Here is a 26,059-nt window from a genome sequence, read left to right on the forward strand (position 1 = left end):
AAGAATCGGTGGCGCACACGAGGCGGCCCAGGGCAGGTGTACATACAACTAAAAGGGTCGTCCATAAGGCTTTGAGTCTACCGCGCCCGCGCCCGAAGGACACCTGCTGGCACCCTTTGGTGCCAGGTTTTCGACCCCAGCGAACAAGGGCGCCACGCCCGTTTGGCGCGGCGCCCTTTGCCAGGAGAATTTCCTAGGCGAACCAGGACTGAGTCCGAGCCCGACCCTCGTCGTATCCGGATGCCGCCTGCACCCCGACGATCGCCCGCTCGTGGAACGAGTTCAGGTCGGTGGCGCCCGCGTAGGTCATCGAAGAACGCACGCCGGCGGTGATCTTGTCCGTGATGTCCTCGGCGCTCGGGCTTGCGGGGTCGAGATACATCGTGGAGTTCGAGATCCCCTCTTCGAACATGGCCTTCCGCGCTCGGGTGAACGCGTCCTCGGACCGCGTCCGATGCTTGACGGCACGCGTGGAGGCCATGCCGAAGCTCTCCTTATACGGGCGGCCGTCGACATCGAGGTGCAGCTCCCCCGGGGCTTCATAGGTACCGGCCAGCCACGAGCCGACCATCACCATGCTCGCGCCGGCGGCGAGCGCCAACGCCACGTCGCGAGGGTGCTTGACCCCGCCATCGGCCCACACGTGCTTGCCCAGCTCGCGCGCCGCTTCCGCGCACTCGACCACGGCGGAGAACTGCGGGCGCCCGACGGCCGTCATCATGCGGGTCGTGCACATGGCTCCCGGTCCCACGCCGACCTTGACGATATCCGCACCGGCCTCAATGAGATCTCGCGTGCCGGCCGCGCTGACGACGTTGCCGGCGACGATCGGAACCCCCGGATTCAAGGAACGCACCGCCGCCAGGGCGTCGAGCATTTTCTTCTGGTGCCCGTGAGCCGTGTCGACCACGAGGACATCGGCGCCCGCGGCGAGAAGCGCCTGCGCCTTGGCCTTGACGTCGCCGTTGATCCCTACGGCGGCGCCGGTGATCAGGCGACCGGAGGCATCGAGCGCGGGGCGGTGGATGGTGGCCCGGATGGCACCCGAATGGGATAGCACGCCACGGTACTGACCGTCGCGGACGATCACGGCCATCTCGATGCCGAGCTCTTCGCAACGATCGAAGACCTCGCGCAGGGCGGCGTCGCGTTCGGGGCTGCCCCACGGGCTGGTCAGGGCCAGATCGGCCTCGTCGATCACCAAGGGCATGGGGTGAATGATGGTCTCCACCGCGGCGGCGGGGTCTTCCCCCTCACCTTCCTCGCGGCGCACCAACCCGATCGGGCGGGCGTCCTCGTCCACGACCACGGCTTCTTCGAAGCGACGGTCGCCGAGGCGCCTCAAGGCGTGTTCGATCGCGGTATCCGGTGACACGATCACGGCGGACTCGACCACCGGATCGGCGGCTTTGACGGCCTCGATGATGCGTTCGGCCGCGTCCAAGGGAATATCCTGCGGAAGGATCGCCAACCCGCCGCGCCGCGCCAACGTCTCCATCATGCGGGCGCCGGTGACGGCCGTCATGTTGGCCGCGACGATCGGCGTGGTCGCGCCGGTTCCGTCGGAGGTGGAAAGGTCCACGCCAAAGCGGGAGGTGACCTCGGAGCGCGAAGGCACGAGGAACACGTCGTTGTAGGTCAGGTCCGTAGTGGGGCTATTCAAGAATTGCACTTGCCCCATGGTACCCAGATGCAACGAAAACCGATATAGTGCCGTCATTTTCGCCCCAGAACGTCCCGTGACTAGGTCACCCGGGGGTGTGATGCGTAGATCATCCGGCGACTTGGCCCCGTGGCGGGTGGATAACGTCTGGTCAACCCTAATAGACTCGCCCGTAGAAGGTTGCGCCGCCCCGCATCGTCGCGGGGTACACGGCGGCTCGTTGGAGAACCACGATCTCTGTGAGGTCCACCGCGCTTCGGCAGCATCCGTACAAAGATACGGGCCGTACACGCTTTCAACGGTCAGTACAGAATCAGCTAATGGAAGAGGCGTGAAGCTAGTGCCAGATCAGCCACAGCACCAGATCCCCGAGGAATTCGCCGGTAACGAGTGGCTCGTTGACGAGCTCTTCGAGCAGTACCAGCAGGACAAGAACTCGGTGGACAAGAAGTGGTGGCCCATCTTCGAGTCCATGGAGGAACAAGAGGGCAAGGGATCGGCCCCGGCCGCGTCGAAACCCGTACAGTCCGCACCGGCTCCCCAGAAGCCCGAAGGCCAAAACCGCCCGGCGCAAACGGCCGAGAAGAAGGCCCCGAGCTCCTCCGACCAGCCGACGCAGTCGGCCCCGGCCTCGCGCAAGGCGCCCGCCAAGAAGGAAACCGACGCCCCACAGCAGCGCGACGCCAAGGACGTATCCGCCTCGAAGCGCCCCATTCCCGCGCAGCTGCCGAACGCCGACAAGAACGACGTCGCGGCCGAAGAGGACAAGGTCGAGACCCTGCGCGGCCCCGCCAAGGCGGTCGCCGCGAACATGGATGAGTCGCTGACCGTTCCCACGGCAACCACGGTCCGTGCCGTTCCCGCCAAGGTCCTGATCGACAACCGGACCCAGATCAACGACTACCTGAAGCGCACGCGCGGCGGTAAGGTCTCCTTCACCCACATCATCGGTTACGCGGTCGTGAAGGCCCTCAAGGCTTTCCCCTCGCAAAACGTGGTCTACGGGGAAAACGAGAAGGGCCGCCCGGCGGCGATCCACCCCGCGCACATCAACTTCGGCCTGGCCATCGACATGCCCAAGCCGGACGGTTCTCGCAATCTCGTGGTTCCCAACATCAAGCAGGCCGAATCCCTGAACTTCGCGGAGTTCTGGGGCGCCTACGACGACATGGTCAAGCGCGCACGCGACAACAAATTGACCGTCGACGATTTCAAGGGCACCACCGCGTCGCTGACCAACCCGGGCGGCATCGGAACCGTGCACTCGGTCCCGCGCTTGTCCAAGGGCCAGGCCTGCATCATCGGTGTCGGCGCTCTCGACTACCCCGCCGAACGTCGTGGCACCTCCCCCAAGACCCTCGCACGCGAGGGCGTCTCGAAGATCCTCACCCTGACCTCCACCTACGATCACCGCGTGATCCAGGGCGCCGGTTCCGGTGAATTCCTGAAGCTGATCGATCAGTTCCTGCTCGGCGATCACGGTTTCTACGACGAGATCTTCGAGGTCCTCCGCATCCCCTACGAGCCTGTTCGCTGGGCCGTGGACAACCAGGTCAATCCGGAAGAAGAGATCAACAAGGTCGCGCGGATCCAGCAGCTGATCCACGCCTACCGCGTTCGCGGGCACCTGATCGCCGAGGTCAACCCCCTCGAGTACGTGATGCGCAAGCATCCGGACCTGAACATCGCGACCTACGGTTTGACCCTGTGGGATCTGGATCGCGAATGGCCCACCGGCGGTTTCGGCGATGCCCCCAAGCTCACGCTCCGGACCATCCTGGACCTCCTCCGAGAGGCCTACTGCCGCACGCTCGCCGTCGAGTACATGCACATCGAATCCCCGAGCGAACGCCAGTGGTTCCAGCAGCAGCTCGAGCACGGCTACACCAAGCCGGGACGCGAGGAACAGCTCCGCATCCTGGGGAAGCTCAACGCGGCGGAGGCCTTCGAAACCTTCCTGCAGACCAAGTACATCGGGCAGAAGCGCTTCTCCCTCGAGGGCGGCGAATCTCTCATCCCGTTGCTGGACTCGATCATCTCGGGTGCCGCCGATGACGGTCTTGCGGGTGTCGGCATCGGCATGGCCCACCGCGGCCGCCTGAATGTGCTGACCAACATCGCCGGAAAGTCCTACGCACAGGTCTTCCGCGAGTTCGAGGGAGAGCAGGACCCCCGCTTGGTCGGCGGGTCCGGTGACGTCAAGTACCACCTCGGCACGGAAGGCGTCTTCACCTCGGACGCCGGCAACGAGACTCAGGTCTACCTTGCTGCCAACCCGTCACACCTCGAAGCCGCGGACCCCGTCCTCGAGGGCATCGTCCGCGCCAAGCAGGACCTGCTCGACGAAGGCGGCGACTCGGAGAATTCCTACGGTGTCCTGCCGATCCTGGTTCACGGCGATGCGGCCTTTGCCGGCCAGGGCATCGTCGCGGAGGTCATGCAGATGTCTCAGCTGCGCGGCTTCAAGGTCGGCGGCACGGTGCACATCGTGGTCAACAACCAGGTGGGCTTCACCACGACCCCGGGCGAGGGCCGCTCCTCGACGTACGCGACCGACGTCGCCCGGATGATCCAGGCACCCGTCTTCCACGTGAACGCCGACGACCCCGAGGCCGTGGTGCGCGTTGGCCAGCTGGCCTACGACTACCGCCAGCGGTTCAACAAGGACGTCGTCGTCGATCTGGTCTGCTACCGCCGTCGCGGTCACAACGAGGCCGACGATCCGTCGATGACCCAGCCGCTGATGTACCAGCTGATCGAGGCCAAGCGGTCGACGCGCAAGCTGTACACCGAGTCCCTGATCGGTCGCGGCGACATCACGCAGGACGAGGCGGATCGGGCGCTCAAGGATTACCAGGAACGACTCGAACGAGTCTTCACCGAGACGCACGAGGCGCAGACCTCCTCCGCGCCCCTGGTGACCGGCGACGCCGCCGCGGTGTCCAATATCGAACGCCCGGCCGCACAGCAGATCGAAGATTCCGTCTACTCGCCGGACACCACCGCCGTCTCCCAAGAGGTGGTGGCCCGCGTGGGCGAGGTCCACAACGAGATGCCCGAAGGCTTCGCGATTCACAAGAAGCTGGGCCAGCTCGTCAAGAAGCGCTACGAGATGTCCCAGAACGGCAAGATCGATTGGGGCTTCGGCGAGCTCATCGCGTTTGGGTCGTTGCTCATGGAAGGCATCCAGGTCCGGATGTCCGGTCAGGACGTTCAGCGCGGAACCTTCGTCCAGCGTCACTCGGTTCTGCACGACAACCAGACCAACGCCGAGTGGGTCCCGCTGCGTCACCTCTCCGAGGACCAGGCGAAGTTCATGATCTACAACTCCCTCTTGTCGGAGTACGGGGTCATGGGCTTCGAGTACGGCTACTCGGTCGAACGCCCGGATTCCCTGGTCATCTGGGAAGCCCAGTTCGGTGACTTCTTCAACGGTGCCCAGACGATCATCGACGAGTTCATTTCCTCCGCCGAGCAGAAGTGGGCGCAGCGCTCCTCGCTGGTCCTGATGCTCCCGCACGGCTACGAGGGAATGGGCCCGGATCACTCCTCCGCACGCATGGAGCGCTTCCTCCAGCTCTGCGCCGAGAACAACATGATCGTTGCCGTTCCGACCACGCCGGCCAACCACTTCCACCTGTTGCGTCGCCACGTCTACAGCAGGCCGCATCGCCCGCTGGTCATCATGACGCCGAAGCAGTTGCTCCGCTTGAAGGCCGCGACCTCCGAGGTCGAGGACTTCACGCACGGCGATTTCCAACCGGTCATTCCGGACCAGGGCGGATTGAGCGACTCCGAGGTCAAGCACGTGATCATGGTTTCGGGTCGCTTGTACTACGATCTCGCGGCGCGCCGGGAAAAGAAGAAGCTCAACAACACGGCCATCATCCGTGTCGAGCAGCTCTATCCCCTGCCCCTCGACGAGATCAAGGAACAGCTCGCTCGCTACCCGGAGGCCGATATCGTGTGGGCTCAGGATGAGCCGGCCAACCAGGGCCAGTGGCCGTACCTGGCCGTCTCGTTGCTGCCGCTGTTGGATCGTGAGGTCCGCCTGAACTCCCGTCCGGCGTCGGCTTCCCCGGCCACCGGCACGGGCAAGCGCCACCAGGCGGAGCTTGAGCACCTGGTTCAGCAGTCGTTCGAGTAATCTGGGCCGCGTAGGATCCCGGTTCTCTGCCGCCGCCGCGTCACAGCGGTGGCGGCAGGCCAGGGACATGCGTGCACGGCAAAGAACGTTTATCGTTACGTTAGATGCATTCCTCCTCGGGCAGCCGAGGCCAGGGGCTATGTGACGCCGAAGACAACAGAAAGAATCTCGTGGAGCAACGCAACATACGGATCGTGGCAGTCGGAGACGACCTCCTTGCTGGCATTGGTGACCCCCGCGCCCTCGGTTGGTTCGGCCGAGTCATGGCCCGCACGCCGCAGAACGTGGCCCCCGTCGTCTCGTACAATCTTGCCGCTCCCGGCGAAGGTAGCGAGACCCTCAATGACCGCTGGTTCGAGGAGGCAAGCCGCCGGTTCGCCACGGGCGCCGATAACCGTCTCGTGATCGCCCCGTCGACTTTCGACATCGACACCGGCCTGACGAACGCGCGGAGCCGGCTTAATCTGGCCAACATGGTCGACCTCGCGTCCCAGAACAATATGAAGGTCCTGGTCGTCGGCCCCCCGCCCACGCTCGACGCCGAGCGCAACCGTCGGATCGCGGATCTCTCCGCCGCCTACGCGGACGTGACCACGCGACGTCGTCACGTCTACGTGGACACCTTTAACCCGCTCCAGCACCACGAGCAGTGGCGGCAGGACCTCGCCGCCAACGACGGTCGTCCCGGACAGGCCGGGTACGGCCTGATGGCCTGGCTGGTCCTGCACCGTGGCTGGTACTCCTGGCTCCAGCTTCCGGAACAGCACTAATACCCCCGGGTGGAACGAATCTCACCTCGTGCCGCGTGACGGCAAGGTGCACACCCCTCGTTCCGTCTGGCACAATAGATCACAATGCCCGGTTACCGGTGAACTGCGCCTGATGGCGCGGTTCCGCAACGACTGGGTTGACCATATAGGGCCGCTCCCGTGCTCAAGCATCGGGAAGCGCGGAAGGAGGCTCACATGAGCAAGCGTGGACGTAAGCGCAAGGATCGTCGTAAGAACGCAGCAAACCACGGCAAGCGCCCCAACTCCTAACGAGTTGGTCTCGCCGTGATCTCGGCTCAGCCACCGGCTTGAGTCGAATGCGTTAACGAAAGGGCTGGGATGCATCGGCATCCCAGCCCTTTTCGTGTGCCCGCCAGGCCCCGGGGGGGGCGCCTCAGGAGGCCATTGGGCGGTCCTGTGAGCCCTCGTGTCCGCCGAGTCCCGTGTGGTCGTGCGCGGAGGTCTCCGAGCTGTCACGCAGGACGTCGATCTTGGCGAGAATCGACTGCTTGAGTTCTTCCGGCGCCGGTTCGCAGCAGGACCGCTTCACCGCGGAACGAATCACGCATTCCAGGTCGTACTCGCGTGCGCACAGCTCGCATTCGTTGAGGTGCGCGCAGATGTCCTCGATATCTTCCGGGGACAACGCTCCGTCCAGATATTCGTACATGCTCTGAATTTTGTCTTCGCGGCATCCGCCGTTTTCGTGGCAGTCCGTCATGATCCTTTCCTTCCTCTCCTCAGGGGCGGTCTTACCGCTGACCGGCGCCCTGGGCGCCGTGTGAATTCTTTTTCTTCGTCGATGATTTCTGTTGCGCGGATTTCGCCTTTTCGGTCGAGAAACCGAGTTCGGAGGCGTATTCGGCAAGTTGCTCACGCAACATGCGGCGTCCGCGATGCAACCGGGACATGACCGTCCCAATGGGAATGTCCAGAATCTCCGCAATTTCCTTGTACGCGAATCCCTCGACATCCGAGTAATAAACGGCCATGCGAAAATCCTCGGGAAGGCTCTGCAAGGCGTTCTTGACGTCGCTATCCGGCAAGTGATCCAGAGCCTCCGACTCGGCCGACTTCAGCCCGGAGGACGTATGAGCAGACGCTTGGACGAGCTGCCAATCTTCGACCGAGTCCGTGTTGGCCTGGTGCGGTTCGCGTTGGCGTTTCCTGTACAGGTTGATGTACGTGTTGGTCAGGATGCGGTACAACCACGCTTTGAGGTTGGTGCCCGGCTTGTACTGGTGAAACGCCGAGAACGCTTTGGTATAGGCCTCCTGCACGAGGTCTTGTGCATCGGCCTGATTACGGGCCATTCGCAGTGCCGCCGCATACAGCTGATCGATGTATTGCATGGCTTCCCGTTCGAACCGAGCCTTGCGCTCGTCGTTCGATTCGCGGGATACGTCCACTGTCTCCACGGATTCCTTCCGGCGGGTATTACTGGTGCTTTCGGACCATTCTAGAAGGTTTCGCCGTGAGGGGTTGTCCGAGGTCCTTGCCGTGGATCTAGCCGGGCCCGTCAGGGTTGCGGCCATTCGACGTCACTCCTCAGTTCCTCGCCATCAAATCTTTCGGGAATCTCAACGAGATAGTCGAGCGATATATTCCGACCGGGGGCTTTGCCTGTTCGCAGGGCACGAAACGGCCCTGCCTCTTGTCCGACTCCGGCGGTGATCCCATAGGATAAGGATGAACCCACGGGTTTTGTCACGGTGTCGGTCCGGCACCCTTCGCGAAAACCCACGTTGAGGAGGAACTATGACCATCGTTCGTAAACTCGCCCGCCCGCTTCTCGCGGCCTCGTTCATCTACAACGGCGTCAATCGTCTGCGCACCCCGGAATCCGCCAAGCACCTCAAGCCGGTGATCGATGCCGCGGCCAAGGCCTCTCCTCAGCTCGCGCCGTTGCGCGGTCAGGAACGCCTGATCGGCCAGGCGATCTCCGCGACGCAGGTCGGCGCGGGCGCCCTCTTCGCGCTGGGCCGCTTCCCGCGGTTGTCCTCCACCCTGCTTCTCGTGACGGGGTCGATCGACGCCTACGTCGAGTACGTGACCGCCGAGTCCGAGACCAAAGAGCAGAAGAACGCCCGCATCGCCCAGGGCGTCAAGAGCGCCTCACTGGTCGGCGCCGTCGCCCTCACCTCGGTGGATACCGAAGGCAACCCCTCCCTCGCATGGCGCGCCAACAAGCTGGGTTCGGACGTCAAGAAGAAGTCCTCCAAGCTCAGCGATGACCTCAAGAAGAAGTCCGAGGACGTCTTCAACAACTGATGCAGGTCACCGACGAGGCCTATCCTCGTCCACACGCCGGGGGTCCGCTGTCGTGGCGGGCCCCCGGCGTCGCTTAAAATGGCCTGTGTCCGATGTGCCTGCCCCACAGATGAACTTCCGAGGACTCGTGTGAATCACTCCCCCGCTCGTGACTGGCCCGCCCCGACCCTTTCGGAGTCCGATCCGTGGAACGCCACCGTCCGCGTTCCCGGTTCCAAGTCGCTCACCAATAGGTATCTCCTGCTGGCGGCCGTTGCCGACGGCCCGAGCGAGATTCGAGGAGCCCTCGACTCGCGCGACTCGCGGCTCATGCGGAAGGCCTTGGAAGCCCTCGGGGCGAGGTTCGAAGATCGCGACGGCCTCGTCATGGTCTCCCCTCTTCGCGGGAAACCGAGCCGCGGCGAGTCTCGCGGCGCCACCCCGGTCTCCATCGACACCGGGTTGGCCGGCACCGTGATGCGTTTCGTTCCTCCGTTGGCCGCGGCCCTCGGTGTCGAGGCACATTTCGACGGCGACCCGGGGGCTCGCGTTCGGCCGATGGCGCCGGTCATCGACGCGGTCCGCCAGATGGGCGCCACCGTCAACGACTCCGGGACCGGACAACTGCCGTTTTCCCTCACCCCGGCGGGTCCCGGCCCTGAAAACACCGACGAGACGCATGACCCCCGCCCCCGTCGCATTTCGATCGATGCGAGCGGCTCGAGCCAGTTCCTCTCGGCGATTCTGCTCGTCGGATCGCTGATTCCCAACGGGCTCGAGATCGAACACGTGGGCAGCGGCATTCCGTCGATGCCCCACATCGACATGACCATCGCAACGCTGGAAGAATTCGGCATCGGCGTCGATGTCCTCGGCCCCACCTCGTGGCGGGTGCGGCCGGGTGTCCCGCGCGCCCACGACGTCGTCGTCGAGCCCGACCTGTCCAATGCCGGGCCTTTTCTCGCGGCCGCCGTCGTGACCGGCCAGCGAGTCGTGATCCCCGATTGGCCCGCCTCGACCACGCAGGGCGGGGACGAGTGGCGGAAGATCCTGCCTCGGTTCGGAGCCGAGGTGGAACGCGACGGGAATCACCTCGTCGTGGTCGGTCCGCGAGGCGGAGCCTGGTCGGGAACGATGCCGGGAGTCGATATTGACCTGTCCGGGGCCGGGGAGCTGGCCCCCACCGTGGCGGCCATCGCCGCCCTGTCAACAGGGCCGTCGCGGCTCAGGGGAATCTCGCATCTCCGCGGTCATGAAACCGATCGGCTCAAGGCCCTCGTGACCGAAATACGACGATTGGGCGGATCCGCCAAGGAGACCGAGGACGGAATCACCATCGACGCCCCGGTGCGCCAGGGCGGTCTCGTCGAAACGTACGAGGACCACCGAATGGCCACGGCGGCGGCCATCATCGGCCTGGTGATCCCCGGCGTGGTGGTCCGGAACGTGGACACCACCGCCAAGACGCTCCCGGGATTTACCGACATGTGGTCAGAGATGCTCGGCGGGCGGGAGCGCTGATGGCCCGCAGTTCGGCTCGGTCATGGGATGAATCGGATGTTCGGATCCGCGCCAATAAGCGCGGTTCGCGGCCCCGCACCAAGGAACGCCCCGCCCACGAGGACGCCGTGATTGGGCGAATCGTGACCGTGGATCGGGGTCGTTACACCGTCGATCTCGGCCCGGAGGGTCCCGGACGGCTCATCACGGCGGTCCGGGCCAAGGACCTGCGGCGCACACCGATCGTCGTCGGCGACCTCGTCGGTCTGGTCGGGGATGTCTCTGGTCAGGAGGGCACCTTGGCGCGGCTCATCCGCGTCGAGGACCGATCCACGATCCTGCGCCGTAGCGCCGACGACTCCGACCCGATCGAACGTGTCGTCGTGGCGAATGCCAGCCAGTTAATCATCGTGGTCGCCGCCGCCCATCCCACGCCCCGCACCGGTTTCATCGATCGGTCCATCGTCGCCGCCAAGAACGCCGGCATCGAGCCGCTCCTGTGCATCACGAAAACGGACCTCGGCGACGCGTCCGCGTTGCGTGACTATTACGCGCGAACCACGCTGAGGATACTGACCAGCTCCCCCGAAGGCTCAGCCGAGGAGGTGACACGTGTGGGAACCCACGAGAGCCTCCGCCTCGATCCGAACCTGCTCGAGGCACTACGCACCGAACTCGACGACAACGTCAGCGTGTTTTTGGGCCATTCCGGCGTCGGCAAGTCGACGTTGGTCAACGCCTTGTCGGGGGCTTCCCGTTCCACGGGTGGCGTCAACCTGGTGACCGGCCGCGGCCGCCACACCTCGTCGTCGGCCCTCGCGTTGGCCCCGGAGTGGGGCCGGGCCGGGACCTGGGTGATCGACACCCCCGGCATCCGGTCCTTCGGGCTGGCGCACGTCGCCACGGAAGACATCGTGGCCGCCTTCGAGGATCTCGCGCCAGGATCTGCCCGGTGCCCCAAGGGGTGCACGCACGCCGCCGACGCCGTCGGTTGCGGGATTTCCGCCCTTGTCCGGGCCGGGGAGGCCGGTCCGCACGGGGCCGAACGCTTCGATTCCCTGAGGCGGCTCCTCGGCGTGGCCGAGGAAACCGGTCTGGACGATGTGAAGGAGCTCGGGAGCGCCTGAGGCCCTCCCCGGGCTCATGGGTTAGCCTGGAAGGCATGACTTCGATGAGCCCCTACAATGATGACCTTCGCCTGGCCCACGTCATCGCCGACGCCGTGGACCGTTACACACTCGGAAGGTTTCAGGCTCAGGACTTTACGGTGGACACCAAACCAGACCTGACCCCGGTCACGGACGCCGATCGAGAGGCCGAGCAGCTGATCCGATCGCATCTTTCCAGGGCCCGCACCAGGGACGCGGTCCTCGGCGAAGAGTTCGGTGCAACCGGTTCCTCGCCTCGACAGTGGGTCGTGGATCCGATCGACGGAACCAAAAATTTTGTCCGTGGTGTACCGGTCTGGGCGACCCTCATCGCCCTGCTCGACCAGGGCAAACCCGTTGTTGGCCTGGTTTCGGCCCCCGCCCTCCAGCGGCGATGGTGGGCCGCGGAAGGAACCGGCGCCTTCACCGGACGCTCACTGGCAAAGGCCAGTCGTCTCAACGTCTCGCGGGTCAGCTCGCTGCACGACGCATCCCTCTCCTTCTCGTCGCTGTCGGGGTGGAAAGCGGCCGGTCTGCGGGAGCGTTTCCTCGATCTGACGGACGACGTATGGCGGGTTCGCGCTTTCGGCGATTTCTGGTCCTACTGCCTCCTCGCGGAAGGCGCCGTGGACATCGCGTGTGAACCCGAACTCGCGTTGCACGATATGGCCGCCCTGGTGCCCATCGTGACCGAAGCAGGCGGGCGGTTCACGTCGCTCGAGGGTGAAGACGGCCCGCACGGCGGCAATGCCGTGGCCACCAACGGCGCCCTCCACCGCAAGGTCTTGGAGAAGCTTGCGCCGCTCAGCGAGGCCCCAGAACATGACCAGACGGACACCACGATCGGCGCTTCGTAGGCCCTCGGCGATACTGGATCCGGTCCCCTCGGAGGCCCCGCAAACGCGCTTGAGGCGGAGGCACACCGGGTTTCGACGGAAAGAGGCCCCCGGCACCCTTACGGGTTCCGGGGGCCTCTTCGTTCGCCCAGATGCGGATTAGTTACCGTAGTGATTGTTCACGTAGTCGTCGATGCACTGGTCGTAGGACGAGGACGTGGCGTTGGAGAAACCGCCGCATTCCTTGGCCGCTTCATTGGCGATCGAGAATGAGAAGGCGTAGAAGATCAGGAAGATCACCGAGACGATCACGCCGACGGCGCCCACGATGATGCCGATGATCGGCATTGCCTTGCCCGCGCCGGGAGTCTTGCCCAACTTCTTGATGGCGACGATGCCCAGAATAATGGCCACGATGCCGGCGAGTCCCGGCAATACCAGCCAGCACAACACCAAGCTACCGATGCCGCAGATGAGCGCGGCAAGCCCCATCCCCCAGCCGTTCGGTCGCTCCGCCTGGCTGGTCGGATACTGCTGGTACTGAGGCTGTCCGTAGCCCTGGGGCTGGTACTGCGGTTGCTGGCCGGGGTTCGCCTCGTACTGAGATGAGGAACCACCGTAAGGGGCCTGCTCACCGTATCCGTTCGACCCGTAACCGTAGCCGTCAGCGCCGGGTCGCTGATACTGGCCGTCTGCTTGCTGGCCGTAGTATCCGGCCGAAGAGTTTTGACCGCCATAAGACTGGCCCGGGTATCCCTGGCCCTGAGGCTCGTTCTGCCCATAGCGGGGCTGCTGAGCACCGTACCCGTCGCCGTACTGCTGGCCGTAACCGGAGGATTGCCCATCGGGCTGAGCCGTTGAGCCTTCTCCCCAGGGCTTCGAGCCCTGGTCTTGCTCGCCAAACCGAGGCACCGAGCCCTCTCCGCCGTTGCCGGACTCCATGTTCTCGTTCTCGGGTGAAGGTTCCTTGGTCATCGGTGACACTTCCTCGTTTTAGCTCGTGTAGGTGGTTCGCGTGCCGAGGCAGCGCATGTTTTCTTATTTCATCACATGAGTCGCCGCCGCCGCGAGCGACCGCGAGTAACGTCGTCAAGATTTTCCGCACCCGTCCGGGATCGCCATACCGTCGGCGCACGACGACGCCCCGGAGGCCCAGATACGACAAAGGCCCGGGACTCATTGCTGAGACCCGGGCCTTGACCATGCCCCGTTCGGGCACAGGATTTCGTGGAGATGCGGGGAATCGAACCCCGGTCCGATGCAGCATTGCCAGGGTTTCTCCGGGCGCAGTTTGTCTATCGGTGTTTTCGGCTCCGGCACTTCCACAAACACATTGCCGCCGAACCTATCCGTATAAAAGTCCCCTAGTCCTCTACGGAGAAGAACTAGAGCAGTGGCCTTCTTTAACTGATACTAGGATCCGGGTCGAAAGCTAACCCGGGCTAGCAGACTGCTCTGGCTACTTACGCAGCGAGAGCGAAGTCAGTGCGCTTTTCAGATTTGGCACTTATTGTTTTGCAGAGAACGTTAACGAGATGACTCTACATTCTCGGCCCGCTTCACCTGCCGCAACTGGCATCGTCGAAACCGATCATCCCCATATGCGATTTTCAATCACCGCCCGGATCCTACGATCGAGCCGTAGGTGCTCCGGACTGCTTAACTATACCCCTCGAAGCGCGCCTTGGGAAGTCGGATTCCGCGCCCGGGACCGGCCCACAGCGCCCTCCCCGAGGTTCATCGACTAGACTCGGCAGATATGGCTTCCATCGACTTTCCCGCAGAAATCAAAGACCTCCGCGCGACCTTCTCGTCCATAGCGCAGGTCAGCGACGTCGAGGGCATCCGCGCCGATATCGCGGAGCTTTCGGAGGCCGCAGCGGCCCCCGACCTGTGGGACGACCCGGACGCGGCCCAACAGGTCACCTCCAAGCTGTCGCACCGGCAGTCCGAGCTGGAACGCTTGGAAAGGCTCCAGGCCCGCATCGACGACGTCGAGACGATGGTCGAACTGGGCCAGGAGGAGGACGATCCGTCGCTTCTGACGGACGCCGAGCAAGAGGTGGCCTCCGTCCGGCGGGCCCTGGCCGACCTGGAGATCGTGACCCTGCTGTCCGGCGAGTACGATCCGCGCGAAGCGGTCGTCACCATTAGGTCCGGCGCGGGCGGCGTGGATGCGGCCGATTTCGCCGAAATGCTGATGCGAATGTACCTCCGCTGGGCGGAAAAGAACGGATACTCGACCAAGGTCTTGGATACCTCGTACGCCGAAGAAGCCGGGCTGAAGTCCACGACCTTCGAGGTCAAGGCCCCCTATTCCTTCGGCAGGCTCTCCGTCGAAGCCGGTACTCACCGGCTCGTCCGAATCTCCCCCTTCGACAACCAGGGGCGTCGCCAGACCTCCTTCGCGGCCGTCGAGGTCATCCCGCTCATCGAGCAGACCGATAGCATCGAGATTCCGGAGAACGAGATCAAGGTCGACGTCTTCCGGTCCTCGGGCCCGGGAGGCCAATCGGTGAATACCACCGACTCGGCCGTCCGCATGACCCACATCCCCACGGGGATCGTCGTGTCGATGCAGAATGAAAAGTCCCAGATCCAAAATCGCGCCGCCGCGTTGCGAGTCCTTCAGTCACGATTGCTCCTTCAACGCCAAGAAGAGGAAAACGCGAAGAAGAAGGAACTTGCCGGGGACGTCAAAGCGTCGTGGGGCGATCAGATGCGGTCCTACGTTTTGAATCCATACCAAATGGTCAAGGACCTGCGGACCAATCACGAAGAAGGAAACCCCAGCGCGGTCTTTGACGGCGCCATCGACGAATTCATAGACGCAGGTATCCGGTGGCGTGCCGGGCAACGCCAAGCGGATCGAGCTTAAGGCTCACCAACGGCCCTCACGGGCGAAAGAACACGATAGACACACTCATGGCACAGAAAAAGAAGAAGCAGAATGAGGACGGGCGCAAGGTCATCGCGACCAACCGCAAGGCCCGCCACGACTACAACATCCTCTCGACCTATGAGGCGGGAATTGCCCTGCTCGGTACGGAGGTTAAATCCCTGCGCGATGGCGGCGCCTCCATCATCGATGGGTTCTGCCAGATGACGCGGGGAGAGATGTGGCTGGAAAATATCCACATCGCCGAGTACGGCCATGGATCATGGACCAATCACGAGGCCCGGCGTCGCCGCAAGCTGCTGCTCCATCGGATGGAGTTGCGCAAGCTCGAGCAAAAGACCAAGGAAACCGGCTATACGATCGTTCCGTTGCAGCTGTACTTCCGTGATGGCAAGGCCAAGGTCGAGATCGCGCTGGCGCAGGGCAAGCGCGAGTACGACAAGCGCCACGCGCTCAAGGAAGCCCAGGACAAGCGCGAGGCGCAGCGCGCGATGCGCTACCGGAACCTCGGTTAAGAGCCGAGGCCGTCCTCGTCGGTGGCGTCGACCTGGGTATAGGCCCTTTGCCGTTCCCGCATTCCCATCGTGATGTGGCGCATGTCCACCTGATCGTCGAATCCGGACCCCAGGGCGCCGGCGACGACTCCCATCGACGCGCTCAGCCACGCGATTGCGGTGTAATTGCTGACCCCAATGTCCTTGCCGAGCACGGATGCCATGAACGATGGATCGATCACGATCAGCCCTGAAACAAAAATAAAGACCCACAGTGCGGCGTAAAGCGCCACCACGCAGAACAGCAACGTCATCACGGTGGACAGATTGTACAGGAGCACGACCTTGGACAATCGGGCATAGCGGGGCCTGTCCCACAGCCTGTTGCTCAACAGCAACCACACGACCATCGACGCGACGGCCAACACGGAGATCACCAGGAGCCGCTGGGTGCTCAGGGCATCGGACATCTGCCAGATGGAGTTGTAAAAGATACCGAAGGCCCCAGTCGCCGCGGCCGTCGCCAACGCCCTGGAGAGCTTGGGCGCGGTACGCCACGGCTCGTTGGCCATGATCACGCCCAGGACGGTCCGCGCGAATCCGGTCTTCGGGTCCGCGAGCATGATCAGGCTCTGCCGTTCATCGCGAGAAACCCACTGGCCCCACCCGTCGTCCGTATACGTTTCGGCGACGTCGTCGATGGTCATGAGACGGTACGCGCAGTCCGTGATGATGCGCAGGAGTTTGGCTTTCGTCGCCCAAGCGCCGACGGTCGGGCACGACACGACGGCGACACGTTCGTCCGGGTAGGCCTCGGCGATCAACGGCCGCCTCTTGAGATACCGAGGGATCTCGGTCAGGAGGATGACGAGGTCCACTCGGCCTTCGGACAGGTTTTCCACGGCTCGGGCCTCGAGCGTGTGATCCGGCCGGATCCGCAATAATTCGCTCCGCGATTCGACCACAACGGTGCGTTTGGACAGGACCTGGAGTTTGCCCTGGAGGGAATCTTGGATTGCGGCCAATCTCCGGCTGGGAAGGCCGGGATCAGCGATCACGTGCACCACCATCTCGGAGGCGCCGGTCATGCTTGTCATTGAAAGAATGTTACCGCCAGCCAGGCTTAAATCAGAAGTGGCCCACCGATCAATTTCGGTGGGCCACTTCTCTCCGCGTCAGGCTAGTCTTGGCGGAGATACCGGACGGCGTCACGAATATCGCCGTCCTCCACGATTTTTCCGTGTTCCAGCACGACGCCGCGTTCGCAAAGCCGCTTGACCATGTCCAGGTCGTGGCTCACCACGATCAGGGTCTTGCCACGCTGCGACAGTTCCTTAATCTTCTTGATGCATTTTTTCTGGAAGGGCTCGTCGCCCACGGCCAGAATTTCGTCCACCAGGAAGATCTCCGGGTCGGTATGCACGGCGACGGCGAACGCGAGGCGCAGGTACATACCGGAGGAATAGAACTTCACCTCGGTATCGATGAACTGTTCGATCTCGGAGAACTCGACGATGGAGTCGAAGTTATCGTCGATCTCCTGTTTGGTCATCCCGAGGATCGCCCCGTTCAGATACACGTTGTCTCGTCCGGTCAGGTCCGGGTGGAAACCCGCACCGACCTCGATGAGACCGGCGATGCGGCCGCGGGCCAGCAGCTCGCCGGCGTCCGCGTGCATCACGCCGGAGATGAGCTTCAAAAGGGTCGACTTGCCCGAACCGTTGAGGCCCAGGAGCGCGACCCTCTCCCCCTCGTGGATATCGAGGGAAACTCCGTCCAACGCATTGAATTTCTGGGACAGGTCTCCCTTACGCCCCTTGATGAGCCAAACGAACGCTTCCTTCATGGAGCGCGTGTGCCTCAGGACGAATCGCTTCACCAAGTTTTCGATTTTGATGACCACCGGTTCCGACGAGGGAACGTAGGGCGGCATCGGCTTCGAGAGCTCGGGATCGTTATCAAGCCACGACACGATGAATCAGAGCTCCTGTGCGAAGTTGCCTTCGAACTTGCGGAACAGCAAGTCACCGATGAAGACAACGATCAGCGAAATAATAATGGCAATCGGGGCCATGTGGGTAATCAGATGGGGCGGCACATGCCATTCCACGTCGATGGTCGGGTACCAAAAAGCGTAGTGGAATAGCTCCACAGCAACCGTAATCGGGTTCAAGAAGTAAATCTGGACCAACCAGTCTGGCGCTTTATCTGCGACACGTTCCCACGGATACATGATTGGTGATAGCCAAGTCAGCATCATGACCAAAAGATCAACCAGGTTCTCTGAATCTCGGAAAAACACATTTGCCACTCCGAAGATGAGTCCCAGGCCATAGGCGAAGACGGTAAGTATCGCCATGCCGAGTACCGCGCAGCCCAATTGAATGATATTTGGGTGCCAGCCCACCACAAAGTCAGCGATCAGCAACACGAGCAGCTGGGGCGCGAAATGAATGAGTCCGACCCAGATGGTGGATACTGAGAACAACTCTCGTGGCAGATATATCTTCTTGATCAGAGCCCCGTTGCCGACAAAACATCGTGCCCCGTTGCCGAAAGCCTCCCCAAAGAAGTTGATCAAGATAATTCCTGAGAATAAATAAACTGCATAGTTCTGCAGTCCCTTATTCAGTTCAAGGAAGACGCCCAACGCCAAGTAGAAGACGATGAATTGCACGCCCGGCTTGACATAGGACCACAGGATCCCGAGGACCGAACCTCGGTAACGCACCTGAAGTTCCTTGTCGACCAGGAGTCGCAAGAGGAACGTGTGTTTCGGAACGTCCAGCAGGCCCCGACCACGGCCGGGGCGCTGGAACTCTCGATTAATAATTTCTGTCATCGCGTCAGTTCGGAATCCGTATGCTGATCGAAGGTTTTTTTCCAGGCCTCGAATGAGGTGATTCGAGTCGCCGCTTCCCGGTATTGCTTCCGCAGCGTATGCCAGTTGCGGAGAATATCGGCGTGCAGTCGCGTCGCTTCGACGAGCTTATTCCGCAACTGCTCCGGCTGGCGACGGTACCACGAAACCGCGGTTCCTTCGGCGTTGGAAACCAGCGCCGAATCGTATTGGGACATACGCCACCACCGATTGTCCTGGTGCGCGATGTGCGCCTGGGGATGCTCCTGGTACGACTCATCCACGGGCTTGACCAGCTGTTTGGTCAAGGTCTTGAGGGCCCAAGGAACCAGGGACTTATACGACGGCGCATGGAATCCGCGGCCGTTACGGGGCGGCTTGTCCATGTGTGGTTCGGGGAAGGCCTCGATGTCCTCCTTGAACTGCGCGTCCGGGTATTCCTTCATCAGGGCCCGAATCTCCGGAAGCCTCTTCGGCTGGATCTCGTGCAACTGATCGGGGCCCGCCAAGACATCGCGCAACGCCATGATGCGGCCGTGCTCGGTGAAGTACTGCATCGAGATCAGGTGCTTCACGTCAGCATAGGAGGACTCCCTCAGGAGGCGTCCGCCGCGGTCGTACGGAGAATGCAACAATGCCGCGATGATGCGGTTCCGGATGTGGAAGTATGCCTGCCATCCGACAAGGTCATCCTTGTCGATCCAGGAGACGTGCCAGACCGCCGCACCCGGGAGGGAAACCGTATGGTATCCCGCGCGCTTGGCGCGCAGGCCGTATTCGGCGTCATCCCATTTGATGAAGACCGGCAGGGATAGCCCGATCTCCTTGATGACCTTGGTGGGGATGAGGTCCATCCACCAGCCGTTGTAATCCACGTCGACACGGCGGTGAAGCCACGGGGTGGAACGCAGGTTGGAGGACAAGAAATCGTGGCCGAGGGTCTGCTCCTCGTGAGGCTGATCCGGCTGGAACCGGTACGTGTTGACGATTTCGCCGAAGGTGTGAAGAACCGTCCGGTTATACAAATCGAACATGTGGCCGCCGACGATGGTCGGCTTGCGGCACAGATCGGCAAAAGTCAGCAACCGCGAGATGGATTCCGGCTCGACGACGACGTCATCGTCCAGAAGCAAAGCATAGTCACTGCCGTTTTCCACGGCCTCGTACATGCCGCGGGAGAATCCGCCGGAACCGCCCAGGTTTCCCTGGTTGATGATTCTTAGCTTCCCCTGAAGGGTGGCCGCGACCTCTTCGAATTCGGTTTGGTCCTGGACCTTCTTATTGCCCTGATCGACGATCAGAATCTCCTGAAGGTTCTCGAGGACCTCCGGGTATTCGCCCAACGACCGGAGGTTATTCAGGCAGAAATCGGGCTTGTTGAGAGTGGTGATTTCCAGGGTGATTTGCCCGGGCTTGCTCTCAGAGTCCGAATACCCCATCCACTCGGCGGTCTCCAGAACCAACGACTCATTGCCCGCGACCAGGTCGAACCAATACCAGCCGCCATCGCCAAAGGGCTTGAGCGGCAAATCAAAGGTCGTGTGAGCCTTATCCGTGACGCGCTTGGAAGCAACCCGCTGAAGGGAACCGCGCGCGTTGGACTTATACACGATCACGGTGCCCTCGCCACGCGTGCGAATGGACAGGCACACATCCTCGATGGTCGTCCAACGCTTCCAGTAGGAAGCCGCAAACGCGTTGAAGTACGTCGCAAAGGAGAGTCGGGAACCGGCACGGATGAGGGTGGAACGGCGATCGATGAAGTCCTCGACGTGAGTATCGGAGACCGCACTCGAGTTCGAGGCCTCGTGGTCCGAGGTCGAGGCCTTCTTGGCCGCATTGGCGCCTTGGCTACCCAAGGATCCGTTCATGGTGGACAGCTGGACGCCCGTGGCCTGACCGGAGTCAACGTAAAGCGCGACGGTATCCATCTGTTCCGCCGGCGGGAAGATGACCCTCTGCAGGGTTTTCAGACCCTGAGGCTTGGATGTAGTTGGCTGATCGCTCATGCGTCGACTCCCCCGCTTTCAAGTTTCGCGCCGCCCTCGAAGTGAGGGCGGATCTTGTTGTCGAACATGGACAGGGCGGAGCCGATGGCCATGTGCATATCCAGGTACTTGTAGGTGCCCAGGCGGCCGCCGAAGAGCACGGAGTCTTCCCCGCGCGCGAGATCCCGGTACTTGAGCAGCATCTGGCGATCGCTGTCCGTGTTAACGGGGTAATAGGGTTCGTCGCCCTTCTCTGCGAATCGTGAGAACTCGCGCATGATGACGGTCGCGTCCTTGGTGTATTCACGCTCCGGATGGAAGTGACGGAACTCGTGGATCCGGGTGAAGGGAACGTCCTCGTCCGGGTAGTTCATCACCGAGCAACCCTGGAAGTCCTGAATCGGAAGGACTTCTTCCTCAAGGTCGATGGTGCGCCAGGACAAGTCACCCTCGGTGAAGTCGAAGTACCGATCAACCGGGCCGGTGTAGATGACCGGTACCTGGCCGCGCACCTTGGAACGGGCGAACTCGTGCGAATCATCGAAGAAGTCCGTGTCCAGGTGGACTTCGATATTGGGGTGATCGGCCATGCGCTCGAGCCACGCGGTGTATCCGTCGACCGGAAGACCCTCATGAGTGTCGTTGAAGTAACGGTTGTCGTACGTGTAGCGGACCGGGAGACGGTTGATGATCGAAGCGGGCAGGTTCTTCGGATCGGTCTGCCACTGCTTGCCGGTGTAGTGCTTGATGAAAGCCTCGTACAGCGGGCGGCCAATCAGCTGGATCCCTTTGTCGTTGAGGTTCTGCGGGTCGGTCCCGGCAAGCTCTCCGGCCTGTTCCTTGATCAGGTCTCGGGCTTCCTGCGGGCTGTATGCCGAGCGGAAGAATTGGTTGATGGTCCCCAGGTTGATCGGCATCGGGAAGACTTCGTCCTGATGACGCGTGTAGACACGGTGAACGTAGTTGGTGAATTCGGTGAATCGATTGACGTATTCCCACACGCGCTCGTTGGAGGTGTGGAACAGGTGGGCACCATAGCGGTGCACCTCGATGCCCGTCTTCTCTTCCTTCTCGCTGTAGGCGTTACCGCCGATGTGCGAGCGGCGGTCGATCAGGGCAACTTTGAGTCCCAATTCCTTGGCCGCCTGCTCCGCGATGGTCAGGCCAAAGAGACCGGACCCTACGACCACTAGATCTGCGTTCACGCAAAACTCCTGTTGCTCTCGCGCCGGGACGCCGGGCGTCCGCGGCTGTGGTTTCCGTGCTCCAACTCGATGTCAGGCACGAATATCTCAGTTCGATCCTAGTAGAAAGCGAGCGCGGACCAGCCAGCACACGGCCACCGGTCCCGATTCTTGAGGTGATTCCTCCCCACACGACGCGTTCTAGAGATCTCTGGAGCTTCACGCGCGCGGCGAGCCCCTCCGGAAATCCGTCGAACAGTCTCTCACGAGGGAAAACCCGATTCATCATCCACGTCTCGGCGAAGTTTCTCGATGGCAGCCGATGAGTCCACAAGACACGGGGATACCCCGGAGCAAGCTCTCGGCGTCGCAACCCCGCATCTTTCAATGGCGCCATGGACCTTCGCCTTATCGTGATCGATCAAGCAACCCGTACTCGTCACGAGTTGACGCTTTCTGCCCGCCGCGGGACTCCCGGACGGCTCCTGACCGCCAGTCTGCGGAAGGCGCTGGGACGCGAGGTTGAATTCTTTGTCGGTGTCCGGCCGTTAGACGACTGCCGCTGGGGTCTGGACCCTCTCGCGGACGGGGCCGTCATAAGCTTCGGCACTCCAACCGACGACGATCACGTTCCCCGGCTCGTCTGCGTCGAAGGTCGCGGCTCCGGAGGTTCATGGCGAATACCGCGCGGCATCCACGACGTCGGGCGCGATGCCGACATCGTAAGGCTCGACAACGAGCGTCTTCCCCCGCACGCCGGGAACCTGGTCGCCGGGCCGACGGGGATGCGTTTCGTCGACCCCGTCGGCAATCTCTCCGCGTCGATATCGCCGGAGACGTCTTGGGAAATCGCGGGCTCGGTGCTCACTATCGCGCAGGATAACCCCGATTGCCCGTCGGTGGTTTCCCAAGGAGACATTCCACAGGCGCCGGTCCAGTTGCGACCTCACCTCGCGGGAGCCTCCGCGATCCTCGCGACGTCACTCTTGCCCCTGGGCTTAGGAATTCTCATGGCCTGGCTGTGGCACTACTGGCTGATGGCGGTCTTCAGCGTGGGGAGCGCCGCGACGAGCCTGGTCTTCTGGTTGGCCCGTGGCGGAGGCCCGGCCCACAACCGTCGTCTCCTACGCGACGCGAAAGAGCGCGAGTTGGTCATGATCGATCAGTTCTGCCCGTCACTCGGAACCCGTTTGGCACATGCCCATCCGTCGCTACCCGCCGCCGGGAAGGTCGCCAGAACAGAACATGGGCTCCCCACCGATGCCACCGAAGCCGCCCTTCCATGGATTCGTTGGGGTCGAGGCTCCCGCCCCCTCCACGTCAAAACGTCGATACAGGCCACCGTTCCCCAGACGGAAAACCTGCCCATCCTGAGTCATCTCAAGTATCCGCACGTCATTGTGGTGGCCAAGGCGGGCCGCGCTGACGGGCTCGATATTCTCCGTGGCCACCTCGCGGTGGCGAAGATCCCCTACACGTGGCTTACCTGTGGGCAGGATTGCGCAACATGCCGAATCGTTCTCGCTCGTATCGGCCCGGGCGTTTCGCACGGTCTCACGCAGGGGCCTCCCCTACGGCTGGCGTGCTCGGAAAGAAGCGTAGACAGGGAAGCGAGCCCCCACGTGATCGTCACCCGGGAAGAGCGAGTTCGTCACCCGTCGCCCGGGTGGAGCGGCGTTCTCGTGAAACCCGCCCGCCAGGGGCTCGAACTTTCCGCTGTGGGAGACGCGGAAGGGGCCCTGCTGGGAGCCGCCGGCGATGACCGGCAGTTCTGCGCTCGGCCGGATATTCCGGACCGAGAGCTCCTCGAGGCGTTGTCCTCGATGAATCCTCAGGCCGGTTCAGCCCCACGCGAGAGCCCACGACTTTCCGCCCGTGAAGAGCTGACCGCGGAGGAAATGCCCGCTCGATGGGCGAGGAATGCGAAGGACCCCCGGTTGTTCGTCGATGTGGGAGCCCATCCGACCGCCCATGACGATATCCGCGTCGACATGAATGCTCACGGCCCTCACGCTCTCGTCGCGGGGACCACCGGTTCCGGTAAGTCGGAGCTTCTGCGGGGCATCCTCTACCGGCTGGCCCTCTCATATCCGCCAGAGCGTCTCGGGATGGTCCTCATCGATTTCAAAGGCGGAGCCGGCTTCGGTCCCGCGGTTCACCTGCCGCACGTCCACTCCTGCGTGACGGACCTCGATGGCTCGGCGATCGTTCGTGCCCTGTCTTATCTGGAAGCCGAGATATCTCGTCGCGAGGCGCTCTTGGACCAGGCCGAGTTCACCTCGTGGAAGGACTATTTCTTTTCCCCATCGTTGCCCGAAGTGCGGCCTGACATGCCGGAAATCGTGATCGTCGTCGACGAATTTCGTCATTTGGTCGATACCCACCCGACCGCGCTCCTTCGACTTCTCCGTGTCGCGGCCGCGGGACGGTCCCTGGGGCTGCATCTCATCCTCTCAACACAGAGACCACAGGGAGCGGTTTCGCAGGACATCCGGGCCAATACGTCCATCGACATCTGCCTACGGGTCACGCGCGACCAAGATTCGATAGACCTCTTGGGAACGTCACAGGCCGCCCGAATTCCCAGCACCACGCCGGGCCGCGGATTCGTGAGATTCGACGGCACCACCCGCGAGTTTCAGTCCGTGCTGGTGGACCGTATTCCGACCCCGCCTCCCCTGGTCCCGTCCGAACCGCCGGCACCAACGGGGCTTCCGAGCTCACGCGAAGAGGCCGAAAGACTTCTGACGCGTGAGACGAAGGAACTGGCGCACCGGGCGGGACCCCGAGACGGCCGCGGCGCTCCCGTCATTCCTGCCCCGTTGCCGACCCCGGACATCGGTGTGTGGAAAGCCGGCGCCGAACGGTACTCCGAAGGGCCGCACGAGGGCAGGCTTCTCCTGGGCCCGGCGGAAAACCCCTGTCAGGCCTGGCAGGGGATGCTTTCTTGGGAACCTAGGGCACAGGGAGGGCTCGCCTTCACCGCACCTGCTCCCACCCAATCAAGATTTCTCGCGGCGCTCTTTGCGGGCGCGCTGACCCGAGAAATACCGATTTATCTGTGCATCTTCGACCGCACGATCTACCAGCACGTGCCCAGCTGGAGGGCCCGAGGATTGGACGTCCGCGCCCTCGGGACACCATCGTCCTTCACTTTCGCCGTGGAAATTCTCCGCCTCCTGCCCCTGCAAGCAGGTACGGGCAGGGGCCCGCGTCCGATAGTGGCGTTCCAGGGGCTCGATCGGTGGATCGACGAGTCGATGCGACGAGGAGTTGACCTCATACCCGCCTTGGAAGAGCTCTTCTCCGCGCTAGGGAAGAGCTGGTTCCTGGCCGCGCTTTCCACCACCGCATTGCCGCAGCGCCTCGCCGGAATGATCCACAATCAGCTGGAAATGTCCGGCTCCGCGCCGACCGGCATTCGCTCGTCGCCGACCATCGACACCATGGAGGGCCTGAGCGGATTGTGCCGCGTCGACGGGCCCATCGCGAACGGCCGGGCGCCGGTCGGATTGTCGCTTCCACACGCCGACTCGCTCACGGAGTTTCCTCGTGCCCTGCCCCTGGGCCAGGACCCGGAAGGTAGGCACCACGCGCTCGGTGACCGCTCATGGCCGGTTTTCAAGGACTTGCCCGAAGAACTGCACTGGCCCGGGGAACCCGCCACCCGAATCGCGGAACGCGTACGGCCCGCACATCTGAAGAGCACCTGCACCCGCGACGCCAACTGCGGCTCCATCACCGTCGGGGTGGCCGCCCCGTGGGGCAAAGAATGCGAACTGCCATGGCGCCGAGGAGACGTCATCGGGGCCGTGATCAACGGACCGGACGCGCAAGGACAGTTCGTCGAGGTGATAACCGCTTTTCACGACGCCGACGAACTGAACATCTATTCCCCAGTACGAGGTGTCAGTGCGCCGCGCAGGCACCGGAGCGCCTCTCCGTCCGGAATGGCGGGCGTCCGGATAGCCGTCATCACGGATTTCGCCGAGTGGGATGTCGCTTTGCAGGAGCCCCTCAGGGCCATCGCGGCGGCCCATGAGGCCACCATCGTCCTGGTAGCCTCATCGACTTTGGTCCTACCGCAGTGGTGGACGGCCAGAATGAACGAGGCGTCCTGCGCCGTGGTTCTCGGACCGGGGCCTTTGCGCCTACCTTTCGACCGCCCCGAGACAACGCCCGGCGATCCCATGGGACGCCGACGCGACGAGGGGGTCCTTCTGGCCAATGGCGCGAGTCACCGCTTCAAGCTACCCAAAGTCACGAGCACCGAATCCCGCCATTGACGGCCCCGGGGATCGCTTCGTCCCGACCACGGCC

At 62.9% G+C, this 26,059-nt stretch carries 18 protein-coding genes, 1 other RNA gene and 1 pseudogene; 10 read left to right on the forward strand and 10 right to left on the reverse strand.

The features are described from left to right. Nucleotides 1-193: 193 nt before the first annotated feature. Nucleotides 194-1,672, reverse strand: a complete 1,479-nt coding sequence (locus CURSPS6_RS05595) for a GuaB1 family IMP dehydrogenase-related protein (RefSeq protein WP_030014735.1) — start codon at nucleotides 1,670-1,672, stop codon at nucleotides 194-196. A 331-nt stretch (nucleotides 1,673-2,003) separates the two neighbouring features. Here CURSPS6_RS05595 and CURSPS6_RS05600 point away from each other — a divergent pair, with 331 nt between their 5' ends. The 3 genes from CURSPS6_RS05600 to CURSPS6_RS12950 all read left to right on the forward strand — a co-directional run bounded on the left by CURSPS6_RS05600 (nucleotide 2,004) and on the right by CURSPS6_RS12950 (nucleotide 6,850). Continuing rightward, on the forward strand, nucleotides 2,004-5,810 hold the full coding sequence (locus tag CURSPS6_RS05600) for a multifunctional oxoglutarate decarboxylase/oxoglutarate dehydrogenase thiamine pyrophosphate-binding subunit/dihydrolipoyllysine-residue succinyltransferase subunit (protein WP_030014736.1): 3,807 nt from the start codon (nucleotides 2,004-2,006) through the stop codon (nucleotides 5,808-5,810). 170 nt (nucleotides 5,811-5,980) lie between these two features. After that, entirely contained in the window at nucleotides 5,981-6,580 is a 600-nt protein-coding gene (locus CURSPS6_RS05605) for a GDSL-type esterase/lipase family protein (protein ID WP_030014739.1), read from the forward strand. A gap of 195 nt (nucleotides 6,581-6,775) precedes the next feature. Further along, nucleotides 6,776-6,850: a 50S ribosomal protein bL37 gene (locus CURSPS6_RS12950; RefSeq protein WP_371811975.1), complete on the forward strand. Its 75-nt coding sequence runs from the start codon at nucleotides 6,776-6,778 to the stop codon at nucleotides 6,848-6,850. A 205-nt stretch (nucleotides 6,851-7,055) separates the two neighbouring features. Here the strand turns inward: CURSPS6_RS12950 and rsrA are convergent. Next, a pseudogene (gene rsrA / locus CURSPS6_RS05610) lies at nucleotides 7,056-7,301 on the reverse strand (mycothiol system anti-sigma-R factor); the annotation flags it as partial. A gap of 31 nt (nucleotides 7,302-7,332) precedes the next feature. Beyond that, nucleotides 7,333-8,115, reverse strand: a complete 783-nt coding sequence (locus CURSPS6_RS05615; RefSeq protein WP_082470117.1) for a sigma-70 family RNA polymerase sigma factor — start codon at nucleotides 8,113-8,115, stop codon at nucleotides 7,333-7,335. Between the two features lie 223 nt (nucleotides 8,116-8,338). On the opposite strand from CURSPS6_RS05615, the gene CURSPS6_RS05620 reads away from it, so the two are divergent. The 4 genes from CURSPS6_RS05620 (at nucleotide 8,339) to hisN (ending at nucleotide 12,335) form a co-directional block, all read left to right on the forward strand. Continuing rightward, on the forward strand, nucleotides 8,339-8,851 hold the full coding sequence (locus tag CURSPS6_RS05620; protein WP_035810232.1) for a DoxX family protein: 513 nt from the start codon (nucleotides 8,339-8,341) through the stop codon (nucleotides 8,849-8,851). Nucleotides 8,852-8,980: 129 nt separating this feature from the next. Beyond that, the gene (gene aroA / locus CURSPS6_RS05625) at nucleotides 8,981-10,351 is read left to right on the forward strand and encodes a 3-phosphoshikimate 1-carboxyvinyltransferase (protein ID WP_030014745.1); all 1,371 of its coding nucleotides are present in this window, start codon (nucleotides 8,981-8,983) and stop codon (nucleotides 10,349-10,351) included. Then, nucleotides 10,351-11,457 carry a ribosome small subunit-dependent GTPase A gene (rsgA, locus tag CURSPS6_RS05630; RefSeq protein ID WP_030014746.1) on the forward strand — a complete coding sequence of 369 codons (1,107 nt, stop codon included), beginning with the start codon at nucleotides 10,351-10,353 and terminating at the stop codon, nucleotides 11,455-11,457. Before aroA ends, rsgA begins: the two co-directional genes overlap by 1 nt. Nucleotides 11,458-11,492: 35 nt before the next feature. Continuing rightward, nucleotides 11,493-12,335: a histidinol-phosphatase gene (hisN, locus tag CURSPS6_RS05635; protein ID WP_030014747.1), complete on the forward strand. Its 843-nt coding sequence runs from the start codon at nucleotides 11,493-11,495 to the stop codon at nucleotides 12,333-12,335. 138 nt (nucleotides 12,336-12,473) lie between these two features. Here hisN and CURSPS6_RS05640 read toward each other — a convergent pair whose 3' ends face one another. Then, a complete protein-coding gene (locus CURSPS6_RS05640) occupies nucleotides 12,474-13,289 on the reverse strand; it encodes a DUF4190 domain-containing protein (RefSeq protein WP_051687662.1) in 816 nt (271 codons plus the stop codon). A 250-nt stretch (nucleotides 13,290-13,539) separates the two neighbouring features. Further along, nucleotides 13,540-13,913: a transfer-messenger RNA gene (ssrA, locus tag CURSPS6_RS12325) on the reverse strand. A 160-nt stretch (nucleotides 13,914-14,073) separates the two neighbouring features. Between ssrA and prfB the strand changes: the two genes are divergently transcribed. Both prfB and smpB read left to right on the forward strand, forming a co-directional pair. Further along, on the forward strand, nucleotides 14,074-15,192 hold the full coding sequence (prfB, locus tag CURSPS6_RS05645; RefSeq protein WP_030014748.1) for a peptide chain release factor 2: 1,119 nt from the start codon (nucleotides 14,074-14,076) through the stop codon (nucleotides 15,190-15,192). 47 nt (nucleotides 15,193-15,239) lie between these two features. Then, nucleotides 15,240-15,728 carry an SsrA-binding protein SmpB gene (smpB, locus tag CURSPS6_RS05650; protein ID WP_030014750.1) on the forward strand — a complete coding sequence of 163 codons (489 nt, stop codon included), beginning with the start codon at nucleotides 15,240-15,242 and terminating at the stop codon, nucleotides 15,726-15,728. On the opposite strand, the gene CURSPS6_RS05655 is transcribed toward smpB, so the two are convergent. The 5 genes from CURSPS6_RS05655 to glf form a co-directional block, all read right to left on the reverse strand. After that, nucleotides 15,725-16,804, reverse strand: coding sequence for a hypothetical protein (locus CURSPS6_RS05655; protein WP_235503679.1), 1,080 nt, complete (start codon nucleotides 16,802-16,804; stop codon nucleotides 15,725-15,727). The two genes, smpB and CURSPS6_RS05655, sit on opposite strands and share 4 nt — an antisense overlap. An 83-nt stretch (nucleotides 16,805-16,887) precedes the next feature. Next, nucleotides 16,888-17,640 carry an ABC transporter ATP-binding protein gene (locus CURSPS6_RS05660; RefSeq protein ID WP_030014753.1) on the reverse strand — a complete coding sequence of 251 codons (753 nt, stop codon included), beginning with the start codon at nucleotides 17,638-17,640 and terminating at the stop codon, nucleotides 16,888-16,890. A gap of 45 nt (nucleotides 17,641-17,685) precedes the next feature. Beyond that, a complete protein-coding gene (locus CURSPS6_RS05665; protein WP_030014754.1) occupies nucleotides 17,686-18,549 on the reverse strand; it encodes an ABC transporter permease in 864 nt (287 codons plus the stop codon). Beyond that, nucleotides 18,546-20,576, reverse strand: a complete 2,031-nt coding sequence (locus CURSPS6_RS05670; protein WP_030014755.1) for a glycosyltransferase — start codon at nucleotides 20,574-20,576, stop codon at nucleotides 18,546-18,548. Before CURSPS6_RS05670 ends, CURSPS6_RS05665 begins: the two co-directional genes overlap by 4 nt. Then, nucleotides 20,573-21,760, reverse strand: coding sequence for a UDP-galactopyranose mutase (glf, locus tag CURSPS6_RS05675; RefSeq protein WP_030014757.1), 1,188 nt, complete (start codon nucleotides 21,758-21,760; stop codon nucleotides 20,573-20,575). The genes CURSPS6_RS05670 and glf overlap by 4 nt, the downstream gene beginning before the upstream one ends. A gap of 374 nt (nucleotides 21,761-22,134) precedes the next feature. Here glf and CURSPS6_RS05680 point away from each other — a divergent pair, with 374 nt between their 5' ends. Next, nucleotides 22,135-26,025, forward strand: a complete 3,891-nt coding sequence (locus tag CURSPS6_RS05680) for an FtsK/SpoIIIE domain-containing protein (protein WP_030014758.1) — start codon at nucleotides 22,135-22,137, stop codon at nucleotides 26,023-26,025. The last annotated feature ends 34 nt before the right edge of the window (nucleotides 26,026-26,059 follow it).

This window comes from Curtobacterium sp. S6 (assembly GCF_000710345.2).
Taxonomy (GTDB): domain Bacteria; phylum Actinomycetota; class Actinomycetes; order Actinomycetales; family Micrococcaceae; genus Rothia.